The sequence below is a fragment of the Empedobacter sp. GD03797 genome, assembly GCF_029842105.1.
Taxonomy (GTDB): domain Bacteria; phylum Bacteroidota; class Bacteroidia; order Flavobacteriales; family Weeksellaceae; genus Empedobacter; species Empedobacter falsenii_C.
Genome location: NZ_JAOCFS010000027.1, coordinates 1 through 15,995, shown reverse-complemented (window position 1 = coordinate 15,995; position 15,995 = coordinate 1). Strand labels below are relative to the sequence as shown.

The 15,995-nt window shown below is 30.3% G+C and carries 12 protein-coding genes and 3 tRNA genes; 4 read left to right on the top strand and 11 right to left on the bottom strand.

Annotated elements, in window-relative coordinates; translation table 11 throughout:
* Window positions 1-21: 21 nt before the first annotated feature.
* The 9 genes from N5D90_RS14080 to guaA all read right to left on the bottom strand — a co-directional run bounded on the left by N5D90_RS14080 (window position 22) and on the right by guaA (window position 6,995).
* A complete protein-coding gene (locus N5D90_RS14080) occupies window positions 22-1,848 on the bottom strand; it encodes a hypothetical protein (RefSeq protein WP_280062923.1) in 1,827 nt (608 codons plus the stop codon).
* Window positions 1,849-1,856: 8 nt separating this feature from the next.
* Window positions 1,857-2,414 carry a C40 family peptidase gene (locus N5D90_RS14075; RefSeq protein ID WP_280062921.1) on the bottom strand — a complete coding sequence of 186 codons (558 nt, stop codon included), beginning with the start codon at window positions 2,412-2,414 and terminating at the stop codon, window positions 1,857-1,859.
* A gap of 44 nt (window positions 2,415-2,458) precedes the next feature.
* A complete protein-coding gene (locus N5D90_RS14070; RefSeq protein WP_280062920.1) occupies window positions 2,459-3,001 on the bottom strand; it encodes an RNA polymerase sigma factor in 543 nt (180 codons plus the stop codon).
* Window positions 3,002-3,082: 81 nt separating this feature from the next.
* Window positions 3,083-3,153 (bottom strand) — tRNA-Gln (locus tag N5D90_RS14065).
* A gap of 40 nt (window positions 3,154-3,193) precedes the next feature.
* Window positions 3,194-3,264: transfer RNA gene (locus N5D90_RS14060), tRNA-Gln, on the bottom strand.
* A 92-nt stretch (window positions 3,265-3,356) separates the two neighbouring features.
* A tRNA-Gln gene (locus N5D90_RS14055) sits at window positions 3,357-3,427 on the bottom strand.
* A gap of 145 nt (window positions 3,428-3,572) precedes the next feature.
* Window positions 3,573-4,745 carry a hypothetical protein gene (locus N5D90_RS14050; protein WP_280062918.1) on the bottom strand — a complete coding sequence of 391 codons (1,173 nt, stop codon included), beginning with the start codon at window positions 4,743-4,745 and terminating at the stop codon, window positions 3,573-3,575.
* Between the two features lie 74 nt (window positions 4,746-4,819).
* Window positions 4,820-5,389 (bottom strand): xanthine phosphoribosyltransferase, encoded by a 570-nt coding sequence (gene xpt / locus N5D90_RS14045; protein WP_038334617.1) that lies wholly within the window; start codon window positions 5,387-5,389, stop codon window positions 4,820-4,822.
* Window positions 5,390-5,462: 73 nt separating this feature from the next.
* The gene (guaA, locus tag N5D90_RS14040; protein WP_180906189.1) at window positions 5,463-6,995 is read right to left on the bottom strand and encodes a glutamine-hydrolyzing GMP synthase; all 1,533 of its coding nucleotides are present in this window, start codon (window positions 6,993-6,995) and stop codon (window positions 5,463-5,465) included.
* A 169-nt stretch (window positions 6,996-7,164) separates the two neighbouring features.
* On the opposite strand from guaA, the gene N5D90_RS14035 reads away from it, so the two are divergent.
* Both N5D90_RS14035 and N5D90_RS14030 read left to right on the top strand, forming a co-directional pair.
* A complete protein-coding gene (locus N5D90_RS14035; RefSeq protein ID WP_280036535.1) occupies window positions 7,165-7,920 on the top strand; it encodes a glycerophosphodiester phosphodiesterase family protein in 756 nt (251 codons plus the stop codon).
* A 33-nt stretch (window positions 7,921-7,953) separates the two neighbouring features.
* The gene (locus N5D90_RS14030; RefSeq protein WP_115001287.1) at window positions 7,954-8,436 is read left to right on the top strand and encodes a GNAT family N-acetyltransferase; all 483 of its coding nucleotides are present in this window, start codon (window positions 7,954-7,956) and stop codon (window positions 8,434-8,436) included.
* Between the two features lie 43 nt (window positions 8,437-8,479).
* Here the strand turns inward: N5D90_RS14030 and mtgA are convergent, their stop codons facing one another.
* Both mtgA and N5D90_RS14020 read right to left on the bottom strand, forming a co-directional pair.
* The gene (mtgA, locus tag N5D90_RS14025) at window positions 8,480-9,151 is read right to left on the bottom strand and encodes a monofunctional biosynthetic peptidoglycan transglycosylase (protein WP_115001288.1); all 672 of its coding nucleotides are present in this window, start codon (window positions 9,149-9,151) and stop codon (window positions 8,480-8,482) included.
* A 61-nt stretch (window positions 9,152-9,212) separates the two neighbouring features.
* On the bottom strand, window positions 9,213-11,525 hold the full coding sequence (locus N5D90_RS14020) for an outer membrane beta-barrel family protein (protein WP_280062917.1): 2,313 nt from the start codon (window positions 11,523-11,525) through the stop codon (window positions 9,213-9,215).
* 229 nt (window positions 11,526-11,754) lie between these two features.
* Here N5D90_RS14020 and N5D90_RS14015 point away from each other — a divergent pair, with 229 nt between their 5' ends.
* On the top strand, window positions 11,755-13,218 hold the full coding sequence (locus N5D90_RS14015) for a helix-turn-helix domain-containing protein (protein ID WP_280062916.1): 1,464 nt from the start codon (window positions 11,755-11,757) through the stop codon (window positions 13,216-13,218).
* A gap of 1,456 nt (window positions 13,219-14,674) precedes the next feature.
* Window positions 14,675-15,892: a hypothetical protein gene (locus N5D90_RS14010; RefSeq protein WP_280062914.1), complete on the top strand. Its 1,218-nt coding sequence runs from the start codon at window positions 14,675-14,677 to the stop codon at window positions 15,890-15,892.
* Window positions 15,893-15,995 lie beyond the last annotated feature (103 nt).

The following is a 15,995-nucleotide window of genomic DNA, read 5'->3' as shown; positions in this document are numbered from 1 at the left end:
TCTTCAAGCTTTTTTTATATCTTAATCCCACCTATTCCAACGAATATAATTTGGTTTTGAGAAGTCGAAATCCATCATTTGGTAATCTCTATTATCGATCAAATTTGTCTTGATTAGATTATCGCCTTGTCCAGGAATTGAAGGATAGTACGACAATGAAAACCTGATATTATTAAACACAAAATAATCATTTGTCAACATCACACCCAAACTAAAACGCGAATAAATTGGATTATTATTCAGTATAAATTTTTTGTTATCTCCAATTGCCGCAACCATCGCATTGAAAAATGGCGAAATACGAAATCCTAAAAACTCGTAAGGCGTATAAGATTGCAATTGATACTCGAACATTAATTTCTGTTGACCTGTTAACCCTCTATCCGATTTGAAACCTTCCATTCCCAAATAATCATGTTCATGAAGCGAAAGTTGATCCGCAGGAGAATCTAAACGATCATGTCCCAAAAGATAATTAGTTTTCATGAAATTTCTAAACTTCCATTTTCCCCAACTTATCAATTTTGCCATATATTGTAATTCTACAGACAGCGTTTTTTGTTCAAATTTTCCTTTATTAAAAAATCCTCCAAATTCAACTCCAAATCCCCAAAAACCAGTATTCAGAAAACCTCCAGTAGATGCTTTTCCACCGAGATAATAACGATCAGTTTGACGAATATTTTGAATACCTCCTATAATTCCCAATGATTTTCCTATCGCAATATCTTCTTCAATATCATAATTGAAAATATATTTTGTTTTGATATATCGTTTCGAAGAAATTCCTATCCCTACTAAATAATTCGTTTGGTCAGAAAAAAAGTTCACAGGATCGTTTTCTGGAGTTGGTGTTTCGGTATAAGATCGATCATAAAATCTCCCTGAGACAATAAAATTGGTAATATTTTCTGAATGACCATCATCAATTCTAAACGCTCTTGCCAACCAATAATCTTGGTAATTATATTTGAAATGATTATCAACCAAAATAGGTTTTTCGAAGTCTAATGAATCTTTAAAATACACTTGTCCAACCGAAACTCCACCCGCATAATGCGCTAATGGCGAATAAAAAGGTCGTACAAAACTGATTGATTTTGTATAATGATTGTCTTCATTTTTGAAATAACGTACATTCCCAATAATTCGAGTTTGAGCAATATTTGGAACCGTATAATTGAATTGATACAACGAATTTCCTGTTTTGTAATTGTGACGATAACGATTATCAAACACATGTCCCAAACCTAAAAAATTTCGCTCACGAATGCGAATCCCAGCTTTCGAGCTCGAAACCGAACCTGTGATAAACATACTCCACGAATCAATTGAATTGACATACAAATCAACCGAATCATTTCCCACAGCTTCTTCCTTAATCTCTACTCGACGAATAGAACGATTGGTACGAATCAAACGCTCGGATTCCGCTGCCTTAACAGAATCATATCTATCTCCAGGCTTTAACAACATATTTTGGCGCAACACAAATTTTTTGGATTTTCCATGCAATGTATTTCCAGCTCTTTCAATCCATCTTGTCGGTTTTTTTGTCGTATCCTGCAAAGAATATCCAAACGGATCTTGTGTTTTGTAGTAAATATTTCGAATGATTTTACCTTGATATTTTCCATCATCCACATCATTATTGGGCTGAATAGGAAAACTCGTTGGTTTTTTCTTAAATAATAATTTTTGATAAAATTTTCTAAACTTAGAATGATTTTTATTCTCAATTCTAACAGTATCAATTTTTACACTATCTTCTTGAGCATTAACAACTATGGATAAACTAAAAAATAGTAATCCTAGAAAAGTTAATAATATAGTTCTTTTTTTAAGCACACGTCAAGTTATAAAAGTCTAACCGCTTTTACAAATCTAGTTTTCCAATAATTTTCGTCAAGGGAAGAAATGATAACACCTTTTGAAGTAGATGAATGCACAAAACTGATTGAACCATCATGATTAATACTTTCTACAATACCTACATGAGAAATTGAATTCCCCGAAGTATTAAAAAATATCAAATCTCCAATCTTTACATTTTCAATCGTAATTTCTTTTCCATATTCTGCCTGATCGCTCGAACGACGAGGTAATTCTAAATTCATTTCTTTAAAACTTATATATACCAATCCCGAACAATCGAAGCCTGTTTTCGTAATTCCACCATATTTATAAGGTGTTCCTAAGTAAGATTTTGCCGTTTTTAGAATTCTATTTACATCACGAGGCGCACTATCATCAGCATTTTTAGAACGAAAAACCTCTGTAGATTCTGTTTTTTTGGAAGAAGTGTACACTTTTTTAGAACCAGTTTTTTTATACGAAGTTACTTTGCTGCTTCCACAAGACGTCAAGAATAAACTTGCGATAAGAATTGTTGTAAGGTATATTTGCTTCTTCATTTTCGGTTCGGTTTTCTTCAACAAATTTTCAACGAATAAATTTACTAAATATTATCTTGCATCACCTCTGTTAACAATTGTTTGGCTCTTAAAAGTCGAACTTTAACATTTGGCAAGGTCAAATTGAGTTCATCAGCAATCTCTTTGTATGTTTTATCTTCGATATAACGCAATTCGATAATTTTTTGATAAGGTTCTCTCAATTTTGCAATAGCTTTTATCAGCGTGTCATTATCTTGTTTTAAAATCAAATGTTCTTCTGGCGATGGATGATCTTCTAAAATTTCTAAAAATTTTGTTTCATCATCAAGAGAAATATTCAGTTTTGGAGATTTTCTGATATGATCAATCATCGTATTATGTGCGATAGAAATTACCCAAGTCGTAAAATCAAAATCTTCGTTATATAATTTCAATTTTGTAAAAACCTTTGTAAACGTTTCTATAGCGACATCTTCCGCTTCTTCTTCGTTTCTAATCTTAGAAAATACATAATGATAAACTTTGTTCCACAAAACCTCTATCACTGCGTTCTGAGCATTTCGTTTTCCTTTTTTAGCTTCTAAAATTATGTTCTCTAATGTCATTTACTAACTCAATTATGATAAATATAACAAAATTTATAGTATAAAAAAAGCTTCAATAAAATTATTGAAGCTTAAAATCTGTAGACCCACAGGGATTCGAACCCCAACTAGCGGCACCAAAAACCGATGTGCTACCGTTACACCATGGGTCTGTCCATGATTATTATGTTAAAAATTGAAAAGAAAAAATTGTAGACCCACAGGGATTCGAACCCCAACTAGCGGCACCAAAAACCGATGTGCTACCGTTACACCATGGGTCTGACTAAATTTTATTTCAATTTTTGCAACTTTCTTCTTAACTAAGTTAGATAAAAATGCCTCAACAATTGCTTATCGAGGCATAAGACTTTTGTAGACCCACAGGGATTCGAACCCCAACTAGCGGCACCAAAAACCGATGTGCTACCGTTACACCATGGGTCTATGTCTTAATTGCTGTGCAAATATAGAAAGGTTTTTTAATTCACCAAAACTAATTTTACAAGTTTTTAGCTAAAACAGACGTTTTATATGATAAGCTATTGAAAATGAATTTTAAAAAATGATTAAATTTTTTACATTTTTTTTATCAAAGCTTCATACGGATGATTTCGTTCTTGAATTTGCGTTTCAAATCTTGTCCACAATCAAAAATCATTTGCTCATTTGATGGAAATGGAGCTGGTCTTCGACCAATCATATTTATATAATCTCGATCCAAAGAACGTCGATCTCCTTTGTAAGTTCCGTAAGAGTCTCTAAAAATATATTGACTAACTAAATTTTTAGAATCGATGGCTTGCTCTTTTTGATTATCGATCAAATAATATCTCGCTGTAATTGCAGCTTCTTTGATGCGTTGTACTTCTTCGAATCTACTTTTTACCGTAATATAACGATCTACCATCACTGGTTTTCCGTCTTTATCCTTTACCACTACTCCATTTTGCACCAATTCTTCTTTACCATCCACAATTTTTTTCTCAAAATTATGTACCTCAATTTTTTCTCTTTCAGGCGAAACATTTATCGTCTCAAAACTTAATTGAATCACATAATCATACGAGCTATTTAGTTTTCCAGTGTAAAATTCAGTCCAATTAGAATCCAATCCATATGAGTTAAAATCTAACAAATCTTTCTCTAGTAGTTTAGGAATAACAACTTCTGTGTTGTTCACCAATTGTACCAAAACTTTATACATTCCGTTTGTACGAGCGGTATTCATCAAACTACGAGTATCTTTATAATTAGAATAAACACTTTCTAAAACTTGAAACTTTTGATAGGCAGTTTGCGCATTCAATTTTCCTCCTTGATTTAAAAAAGATTTTCCTTCATCGTACAAAAATTGCGCATATTTTTCTTGAATCGTTTTATAAGCTGCTGAATAATCTTTGGTTTTGAAATTATACGTTTTTCCACTAATCGATCTTCCATCAATTCCTGCTATCGTTTTTTGTCTTTCTTGCAAACGATTAATAATTTGATACGCTTCTTGATATTTAGAAGGATTAGTCAACGTTTCGATTTGTTTTAATCTATTTTCATCTTCTTGCTGTCCTTTGTTATACGCTTCAAAAATTAATGGAACATATTTGATTCCATTTTTCTCTGATGGATTTTTGAAATAAGCTTGCGTAGATTGCTCAAAAGCTTGCTGAAAATTACCAGAAACCAATGCAGAATTCGCAGATTTGTACGAATTACAATTTGTAAGGAATAGTAAAGAGAGCGTTAAAGCAAGTAATTTTATTTTCATATTATCAAGGTAAGTTTTTTGTATTTTAAAAGTAAAAAGAAAGCCAATATAAATTGGCTTTTGGTTGATATTTTTTATTCTTCAAAAATAATTGAGTTGTCTCCTAAAGATTTTAATCTTACTAAAGATTCAACTCTGATGTTTTCATTCAGTAAACGATCACGACCTTCTTGAAATGATTTCTCAATTATAAAACCCATTCCCAAAAGGTTTGCGCCAGATTGTTTAATCAAATCTTCAACACCCAACGCTGCATTTCCATTCGCTAAAAAATCATCAATAAAAATAACATTGTCATTTTCATTCAGAAATTGACTACTTACGCAAACATCGTACGTTCGGTCTTTCGTAAATGAATACACTTGCGACGCATAAAAATCTGCCATTGTTTTAGGCTTAGCTTTTTTTACAAAAACAACAGGCAAATTCAATTCTAATCCAACCATAATAGCTGGTGCAATGCCGCTCGCTTCGATTGTAATAATTTTATTAATGTTTAAATCCGAAAATCGCTGGACAAATTCCGACGCTATTGCTTTCATCAGAACAGGATCCATTTGGTGGTTGATAAAACTATCAACTTTTAGAATTCCACCATCGAAACTTTTTCCATCCTTCAGAATTCTTTCTTTTAAAAGTTCCATTTAATATTTAGTTTTTTAAAGTTTACATAGAAAAAAAGCCAGCACATTGGCTGGCTTTGATATATTTTTTAGCTTATTCCCACTCGATAGTTGCTGGTGGTTTTGAGCTGATATCGTAGGCTACACGGTTAATTCCTTTTACCTCATTGATAATTCTGTTCGAAACTAATTCTAAGAATTCGTAAGGTAATTTAGACCAAGTTGCTGTCATAAAATCGATCGTATTTGCTGAACGAACAACAGCCGTATATTCGTAAGTACGCTCGTCTCCCATTACACCAACAGATTTTACAGGTAATAACACCACGAAAGCTTGAGAAACTTCGTCGTATAAATTATGTGCATAAAGCTCGTCGATAAAAATTTGATCGGCTTCTTGTAAAATACGTACTTTTTCTTCGTCAACTTCACCTAAAACACGAATTCCTAAACCTGGTCCTGGAAATGGATGACGGTAAACTAATTCACGAGGAATTCCTAATTCTACTCCAACTTTACGTACTTCATCTTTGAATAATTCTCGTAATGGTTCTAATAATTGAAGTTTCATATCTTCTGGTAATCCACCAACATTGTGGTGAGATTTGATTGTTGCAGAAGGTCCTTTTACCGATTGCGATTCGATTACATCAGGATAAATAGTTCCTTGTGCTAAGAATGCTGCATCTTCAAATTTATTTGATTCTTCATCAAAAACAGCCACGAAATCTTTACCAATTGATTTACGTTTTGCTTCTGGTTCGTCAATACCTTTCAAGTTTGTTAAGAAACGTTCTGAAGCATCTACCATTTTAATGTTCATGTTGAAGTGTTTTCCGTAATTTTCCATTACTTTTTTTCCTTCATCTTTTCTCAATAAACCAGTATCAACAAAAATACATGTTAATTGATCGCCAATTGCACGATGAATCAAAACCGCAGCAACAGAAGAATCAACACCTCCAGAAAGTCCTAAAATTACTTTTTTATCACCAACTACTTCTTTTATACGAGCAATTTCTGTTTCGATAAAATCTTTTAAAACCCAATTCTTTTCAGCCTGACAAATATTGAAAACAAAGTTTTCTAACATTGTTGAACCATATTCTGAATGCGTTACTTCTGGGTGAAATTGTACTGCAAAAATCTTTTTATCTTCATTTGCGATTGCCGCAATATCTATGTTTGATTTTCCTGAAATTGTAAATCCAGTTGGCGCTGTCATTACTTCGTCGAAATGGCTCATCCAAACTGTAGATTGTTCTGGAACACCTGCAAATAAACTGTTTTGAGCTAAAACTGTTAATTCAGATTTTCCATATTCACCTTTTTCACCTTTCTTAACTTCTCCGCCTAATAAGTGCGAAATCAATTGCATTCCGTAGCAAATTCCTAAAACAGGAACGCCCATTTCGAATAATTCTTTATCTACCAAAGCGGCTTCATCTCCAAAAACTGAAGAAGGTCCTCCTGATAAAATAATTCCTTTTGGATTGTGTTTTTTGATTTCTTCGATCGAAGTGTTGTAGGGAATAATTTCTGTGTAAACTCCAAATTCTCGAATTCGGCGCGCGATTAATTGATTGTATTGCGAGCCAAAATCTAAAATAATAATTCCTTGCGTCATTGTGTTTGTCTTTGTGCAAAATTAAGTGAAATTCGGCGCAATCGCAATTTTATTCCAGTCAAAATTTACTGCTTTTCGACAGATTCTTTTATAAATTCAACTTCTTAATCTTTAGGTAACGTCAAAATCCTTTAAACAAAATAATTTTACTTCGAAAAAACAATTCATCATGAAAAAATTTATATTTACTGCCTTAACAACTTTTATGCTTACGAATATGGCAAATGCTCAAAAAATTATTGCTCATCGCGGTTATTGGGACACCGAGAATAATGCAAAAAATTCGATCAAATCTTTAAAATCTGCACAAGAAATTGGTGCTTATGGTTCTGAATTTGATGTTTTAATCAGCGCTGATGATGTTTTGATGGTAAATCATGATGATAATTTTCAAGGTCATGCAATAGAAATGACTAATTCTTCGATTTTGAAAACCTTGAAATTGGCTAACAACGAAAATATGCCAACTTTAGAAGAATATTTTGAACAAGGAAAAAAGAATAAGAAAGTTAAATTAATTTTCGAATTAAAACCTCACTCATCAAAAGAAAATGAAGATCGTGCGGTAAAAAAAGCGATTGAAATCATCAAAAAACATAAAGTAGAAAAACAAGTTGAAATCATTTCATTTAGTCAAAATATTTGTGATGAATTCAAGAAATTAGCTCCTAAATTTCACGTTTCTTATTTAGCTGGAGATTTGTCTCCTCAAGAAGTAAAAGCAAGAAATTGGAATGGAATTGATTATCATTATAGCGTTTTTCAGAAAAATCCTACTTGGGTGAAAGAAGCGAAAGATTTGGGCTTATTGGTTAATGTTTGGACAGTTAACGACCCAAAAGTGATGCAAGAAATGATTGATATGAAAGCTGATTATATTACAACTGATAAACCTTTGATTTTAAAAGAAATTTTGACTAAATAAATTAGTATATTTAGCGGAATAAGAAATCATTTTATGCCTCAACTTAACTCATTCGAAATCTATTCATTTACAACATTAAACCAAATTCATAAAGACTATATTTTTAAAATTTGGAACAATGAATATCCTATTAATCTAGCTTTTGAAAGTTTACAAGATACCGAAAATTATTTGAATAGTTTGATTGAAGCTAAACATTTTTTTGCTGTAGATGAAAACAATCAAATGCAAGCTTGGGCGGTGATTTTCGAAAGAGATTATGAAAAATGGTTTGCAATAATTGTGGATAGCGAATTGCATCAAATTGGTTTGGGACGTAAAATTCTTAATCGATTAAAAACATTTTCGACAGAACTAAATGGTTGGGTAATCGACCACGAAAAAGATACAAAAGCGAATGGAGAGCCTTATCGTTCTCCTCTGGCTTTTTACATAAAAAATGATTTCAAATTACTTCCTGAAATCCGTTTGGAATTGGATAAAATTTCTGCGGTTAAAATTAATTGGAGAGAGTAATAAAAATAAAAAAAGAGAAGCTTATTAACTTCTCTTTTCTATTTTATTCTCCTAAAACCTTTTCCAAATCAGTGCTTCCTTGTATATTTCGCATTTGTCGCTCAATATGATTGGCGCGTCTACTGATAAAAGACGAAGGCGGATTCACATTATATTTTCGTGGCAAAGGCAAAGCTGCTGCAATTCGAGCCGCTTCATTTTTAGTTAAATCTTTAGCAGGCTTATTAAAATAATATTCAGAAGCTGCTTCAACACCAAAAACACCAATTCCCATTTCAGAAGTATTCAAATACATTTCTAAAATACGTTGTTTGCCCCAAATTTTTTCGATCATAAACGTAAAATAAACTTCCAATCCTTTTCTCAACCAAGAACGACCTTGCCACAAAAACACATTTTTCGCGACTTGTTGAGAAATCGTAGAACCTCCACGAAGTTTTTTACCTTCTTTATTCTTTTCAATCGCTTCCTGTATTCCATCCATATCAAATCCATTGTGCACAGGAAATTTTTGATCTTCAGAACCAATTACAGCCAATTTTATATTTCGTCCCATTTCGTCATAGGAAATATAATCGCGCTTAAATTTTCCTTGTTCAAAACCTTGCTGAACTTGCGTAATCGTGAACGGCGGATTAATCCACTTTAACACAACAATGTATACAAGATGAGCTACAAAAAGATAAAGTATAACCTTACGAATAAATTTAAACATTTTATTTCTTTAAATTTGAAAGCAAAGTTATACGATTTATTGAATTTTGGAAATAAAAGTATTACCTAATTCTCCCTTCCTCTTCATTTACTTTATTCTCTTTCGAGATGGTTTTATTTAATCGGCCAAAATTATATTTAACACCAACAGATAGTTCTTGATAATCGACTAAAAATAGGTTTTTAGAACTTATTTTATCATAATTCAATGTTTCGCTAAATTTCATTTGTTTGAATAAATCATTGAAACGAATAGAAAAATCAAGGTTTTTGTATGATTTGGTCAATCCAAGGTTAACGATAACTTGAGAATTTCGATCATAAATTCCTTCTGTTCGTTTGCTTAGCCAATATCCATCAACCATGAAATTGAAATCTTTTCCCAATTTGAAATTATGATTAGAGTATAAATAGATATATGGAACGGATTTTTTAAGAACAGCTTTTTTATCAATTATTTTACTATAAATCATAGCTAAACTAATTTGTGTTGACCAAAATTTATATTCGAACGGAACATCCAAGCCAACAGAAAAATTCTCTTCTTTTTCGAAATTAACCGTTGTAAATGTTGAAATATTTCGTTCATCATCATAAATTAACGTATAATTCATCGGATTTTTACTTTGATAATACGTCATATTCATGTTCCATTTTTTTAATGAATAATTCGCAGAAAATGTGTCGGTGTAAGTAGGTAAAATATTAAAATTCCCGCTGTATTCAATATAAGGACTTCCGTATAAATTCCCTGAAGAAAGGGTGCTGTAATTCGGTCTATCAATCGTACGTTTGTAATAAATTGTCAACGCATCTTTATTCTCAAAAGTGTAATTAATTTCTGCATTCGGAAACCAATCGATGTATTTTTTATCAATATCCGAAAGTTGTTTTATTTCATCAAAACCGTTAGAATTGGTCGTTTCTGTTCTTAATCCAACTTTATAATTCCATTTTTCATAGTTTTTTGTGTATTGCAAATAGGCTGCAAGATTCAGTTCTTTGAAGTTGTAAAGAAATTTTTCTGATGGTTTTTGAGGAAAAAACGTTTGATTAGTTGTTTCTGATTTTGCATGCGTAAAACGTCCTCCAAATTCAATCTTTTGATCAGATTCAAACTTTTTCTCAACATCAAATTTTCCAGCAAAAACCTTAAGACGATATTTTTGATAGCGCGATTGATTGTATTCGATATCATTTTCATTTATCTTATTGTAAAAATCATATATCGTTCCTGTGTTATAAATCGTGTATTGCAAACCTGCTAAAATACTTGCGTCAATTGATTGAATATTTTTATTATAATTCACCAAAGTATTCACAAAATTTCGATGATTTTCATTATCATTTAAGGTTAAAATAGATTGATTTTCACTATTTTCTGAATATTCTGTTTTGGTATCAATCAAACCTTTATCTTTTCTGAAATTCGAATTAATCGCGAATGAAAGATAATCTCCAGTTTCATTTAATTCCTGAAAAAAGCTTGTGTTTACAATAAAATGTGGACGTTTAGTCTGCGATTTTATGAAATAATTGGACTGAATATTTTTGTCTTTTACGCGATAATCGAATCCATTTCCTTCCCACGGATTTAGTTGATTATAAGATGCGTTCAGTTTAAATTCGCTTTTGTTTTTACGAATTTGAAAAGTCGAATTGAAATAATTATTGAACTTTCTTTTGAACGATAATGTTTCCTGTAAAGAGAATTTTAAACCTTCTTTTTTACTTTTTTTAAGGTTAATTTTTACGACAGATCTTCCATTTGCTTCATATTTTGCAGATGGATTTTTGATGATTTCAATCGATTTTATATCCTCAATTGCTAAACTTGAAATGGTAGAAAAATCAACTTGTTGATCGTCCAAATACAACAAAGGATTTCCTTTTCCAATAATTGTCAATGTTTCTTGATCTGCGCCCAACATGACGCTTGGTAATTTTGAAAATAATTCTTTGGTTGTAGCAAGTTTATTAAAATTTGAATTAGCGACATCAATAGTATAATTGCCATTTTCTATTTTGAAAGTTTCCTTTTTTCCATTGATTACAACTTCATTAATTTGTACAGTTTCATCAATATTTAAGTAAAATGTTTTATTTTCGTTCAAATAAAAAGGTTCTTCATCTTGAATTTTATTGTCATAAATAACTGAAATTGAATAAGTTTTTGGTTCTAAATTTTCAAAGTTAAAATTTGAATTTTTAGTTTCAATTGTTTGAATAACATTTTGAAATTCATCGTATAAAATAACTTTTGCGTGAATTGTTTTTGATTTATTTTCTGATGAAATATTTCCTGTAATCGAATATTTTTCTTGTGCAAAAGCAAAAGAACTAATCAAAATGAGAATTAATTGTAAAAATTTCATAATATAATTGTGTTGATTATTGTTTTACTTACATTTAGAGGAAGTAAAATTTTTGTTTGAACAATTTTAATTTATATTTTTAAATGTTTTTTATCAACTTGGTGTCAAATGATAATTGTTTACAATGTTATTCAAATTAAAGAAATACAATATGTTACGTTTTATAATTTCAGAAAATAGGTTTCTTAAATTTATCACAGTTATTCTATTCATATTCAGTTCAATAAATATGTTTGGAAAAACACAAAATGATAAAGCTGAATTTTTACGTCAAAAAAATAATGATTTGGTTGAAGAAAATCTTCGAATTATTGATTCTACGATTTCAACAGCTTATCGATTGAATGATAAAGTTGTGTTGAGTGAAGCTTATATCGAAAAAGGAAATTATTTTTTGGAGCAGCGTAATTACAATAATGCTTTGAAAAATTTTACTATTTCTAAACAATTATCAACCGAAATAAAAGATGATTTTACATTTTATTCTTCGCTCGTCGGAATTGCGAAAACAAAAGAAAGCTTGCATGAAACCAACGAATCTATAACGTTGTACGAAACTTCTTTGCCTTATTTTGAAAAGCATAAAGAGCAACCAAAATCGTTCAGCATTTATCTCTCAATTCTTGGGAAATTGTCTTATTTATATAGCAAAACAAATCATCTGAACAAAAGCGACTATTACAATAAAATTGAGTTGTCTGAAACTGTTGATACAGCAAATTATCAATATGCTTTGAAGAATAAAGGAATTATTGATTTTTACAAAAAAGATTATAATTCAGCATTTAATACATTGAAAAAAGCACAACAAGCTTTCTGGAAGCAAAATGATATCAAATGGTATGTGATTTCGGAGCAATTTTTAGGTGAAATTTTATATCAACAAAAGCGAAATAAAGAAGCAATCCAATATTTTGAAAATGTTGTAGAATTCTCAAAACAATATAAAATTCTAGATGAAGAACTGCGACTTTCCTATGAACGAGTGGTTGAATATAATGAGAAGTATGGAAATAATCGAGATAAGTTATTATCTGTAAACAATTTATTGTCTTTTGATAGTTTATTTTATGTGGCTGATCATACTATTTTGAAACCAAATCTTGAGAAATACGAAAATACATTCCTGAAAACAGAACGAAATTTACTGAAAGAAAAGAATCAAAACTTTAAAAGAACTTCTTTTTTTGGTTTGGTTACAATTCTAATTTTTAGTGGAATTGTTTTTTATAAAATGAATCAAAAACATCAAAAAAAGAAGAATTATTTACAAAAATGTCTTGATGAAATAACGATACTTGAAGCAAATATCAAGGAAGAAAATCAAGTAGAAAAAACAAAATTTGAGGTTGAAATTGATGAAGATTTCGAACAAAGTTTGCAATTATTTGAAGAACAGAAGTTGTTTCTAAATCCAAAATTTTCGTTGAATGACTTGGTTCTAGAATTAAATGCTAATCGTACAATTGTGTCAAATTATATTAATCGTTCGAGATCTAAAAATTTTAATCAATATATCAACGAATTGAGAATTAATCATCTTTTGAAACGATTTGCAGATGAACCAAATCTCAAAAAATACACAATTGATGCGTTGGCAGAAGAAACAGGTTTCAATTCGAGAAAGACTTTTTCGGATGCATTTTTAGAACATACAGGTTTTCGCCCTTCAAATTATATCAAGTTTTTATAATAAACATGAAGTAAGTAAGAACATTACTCAAAACTATACACAAAAAAAGAGATTCTAATTAATAGAATCTCTTTCAGCGGGCTGACAGGTACTTCAGTCGAACCTTTGATCTTATTTTTGACGTTTTTAAATAAACTTTGATTTTCAGATTTTCAAAAAATAATTCTATAAAAACATAATGAAGAAAATGATATGATTTAAGAATAAATAATAAATGGTACTCTTTGTCTTCCAAAGGCACCATTTGTCTTTGCGGCTGAAAGGGAATGTCGAACACTTGATCTCTTTTTTGACTTTTTTGGATAAACTATAAATTTTTAGATTTTTAAAATAATTTACACTTTTTTAAACTAAAATTTAAAAAATGACACTTTTTGACTTCTAATGGCTACGCTTTATAATTATAAATTGATCTTGTTAAAATCTTAACTCCAAAAATAGATGGTTAAAATAGTTGATAAAACTGCTGTATTTTTGTCATAAAAAATTGGTTTTCAATTTAAACGTCTAAGGTGAGTGCGTAAACTTAAGTGATTTCGTTCGATATGATTCGTTGAACGAAACATAGCTGAATTAAGTTCTGTGAAGGAACAATCAATATATAGATATTCAGTTTGTCAGTGTAAATTTTCGTTGTATTATTCTTAAAAATTGATGTAAGTAGTTTTTTAAATAGTTAGATCGTTCGATGACCGACATGAAAGGAATGAATTTGTCGCGTTTCTAATTAAAAGGTATAGCTAATCCAAGTAATCCAAAGAGGTTTTAATCTTTTTTTGTGAAAGGTTCTGAGCTCATCGACTTGAAATTCTTTGTCTTCTTCTGTAAGTTTGGGTGGAGTTATTTTTGAAACAATTTGTAAAATTCGTTTGAGTAAAGTAGTAGTTGAGATTTGTAAATAGTGAGTTATACTTCTTATTCCCAATCCTTCTTTGGTTAATTGAATAATATTACAATTTATTGTTGAAAGATAGAATTTGTATATATAAATTGTTACAATGGTTTGATTACAAAACTTACATTTATAGCGTTGTTCACCATTCTTAGTTCTACCATATTTGATTAGTTTAGTGAAGCAAATGAACATGTTTTAGTTTGACTTTCAATAGTAAAGGTTGATTTTATCATATATTGTAAGATGTAATTTATGCAAAAAAAGTTTATACCAACAATTTTGATCACAAGCTTATCAGATGGATTGATTTTAGTTATTTTAAAGGAATAAAAAAAAAACATTAATAGATAATACTCCATTATTGGGTTGATTATTTTATTGTTAAACTGTTTGTGAAAAATGTATTATAAAATAACAACACATCTGAAACACTATCTTCTGTGTAGATAACCTAAAAATATGTAACTGAATACAGTGATATATTAATTTAGCTAATGTAGTGATTTTTAAATCTTTATAATTTATTAATTTTAATCCATCAATAAACATAAAATTACAGTTATGAAAAAAATTACTTTATCTTTTTTTGCAGCTTTCGCTACGTCAGTTGCATTCGGACAGTTTAATCAAGATGTTACTGTCCAATTAGGAACTGTTAATAATGCTCTTGTAGACCAAGTAGGTATAGCAAACAGTAATGAAATTTTACAAGTAGGTTTTATGAATAATGCTGATGTAGATCAATATGGTATGTTGAATACGAATAATACTACTAGTATTGGAGCATTTAATTATTCATACGTAGATCAAGTTGGTTTAGCAAATTCTAGTTCTACTTTTCAACTTGGAATTGGTAATCTTGGAGATGTTGATCAGTTAGGATTATTTAATCAATCAACACAAATACAGTTAGGAAATTTAAATCAAGCCTATGTAATGCAAGTTGGAGCTTTTAACTCTTCTTCTCAATTACAAATAGGCAATGGAAATGCAGCAGGTTCATTTCAATATGGAAATGCCAATGTTTCTAGTCAAACTCAACTTGGTAATAATAATTTTGCTATTAATTTACAAACTGGAGATTTTAATAATTCATCTCAATTGCAAGTAGGGAATGGAAATATAGGTTTTGATATTCAGAATGGAGGTTTTAACTCTTCTTCTCAATCTCAAACAGGAAATATGAACATGGCCTTGAATAATCAAGATGGATATTTCAATAGCTCTAGTCAAACTCAATTAGGAAATAATAATGTTGCAATAAGTAATCAAGAAGGTTTCTTTAACAGCTCTAGTCAAACTCAATTAGGTGATGATAATTACGCTGAAAACAACCAAGAAGGATGGGCAAATAGTTCTACTCAATTACAAATTGGAGCCAATAATAGGGCAACAAATGATCAATGGGGGCTTATGAATTCTACAAATCAAATTCAATGGGGAAGCTGGAATGAGGCAGAGGTTGTGCAGGTTGGAGCTTTTAATGACGCAACTCAATTACAATTTGGGATTCTTAATTCAGCGAGTTCAATGCAGTTAGGTACAAATAATTCATCTTTACAATTACAATTAGGAGCATTAAATAATGCTGAAGGATTACAAATTGGTGATGATAATACATTAATTCAAACTCAAATTGGTGTTTTGAACACAGCTAGTGACGTACAAATAGGTACTGCTAATACAGCTATAATAACACAAACAGGTTTAGGTCACTCCCATACAGGTTTACAAATGGGAGCAGGTAATATGATGGTTGTTAATCAATCAAATCTGTAAAACAATAGGTATTTAATCTTAGGGGAAGACCAATACGATCTTTCCCTTTTTTAAACTCAAATTGAAAGATGAAAAAAGTAAGTTTTATTATTTTTTTCTTATT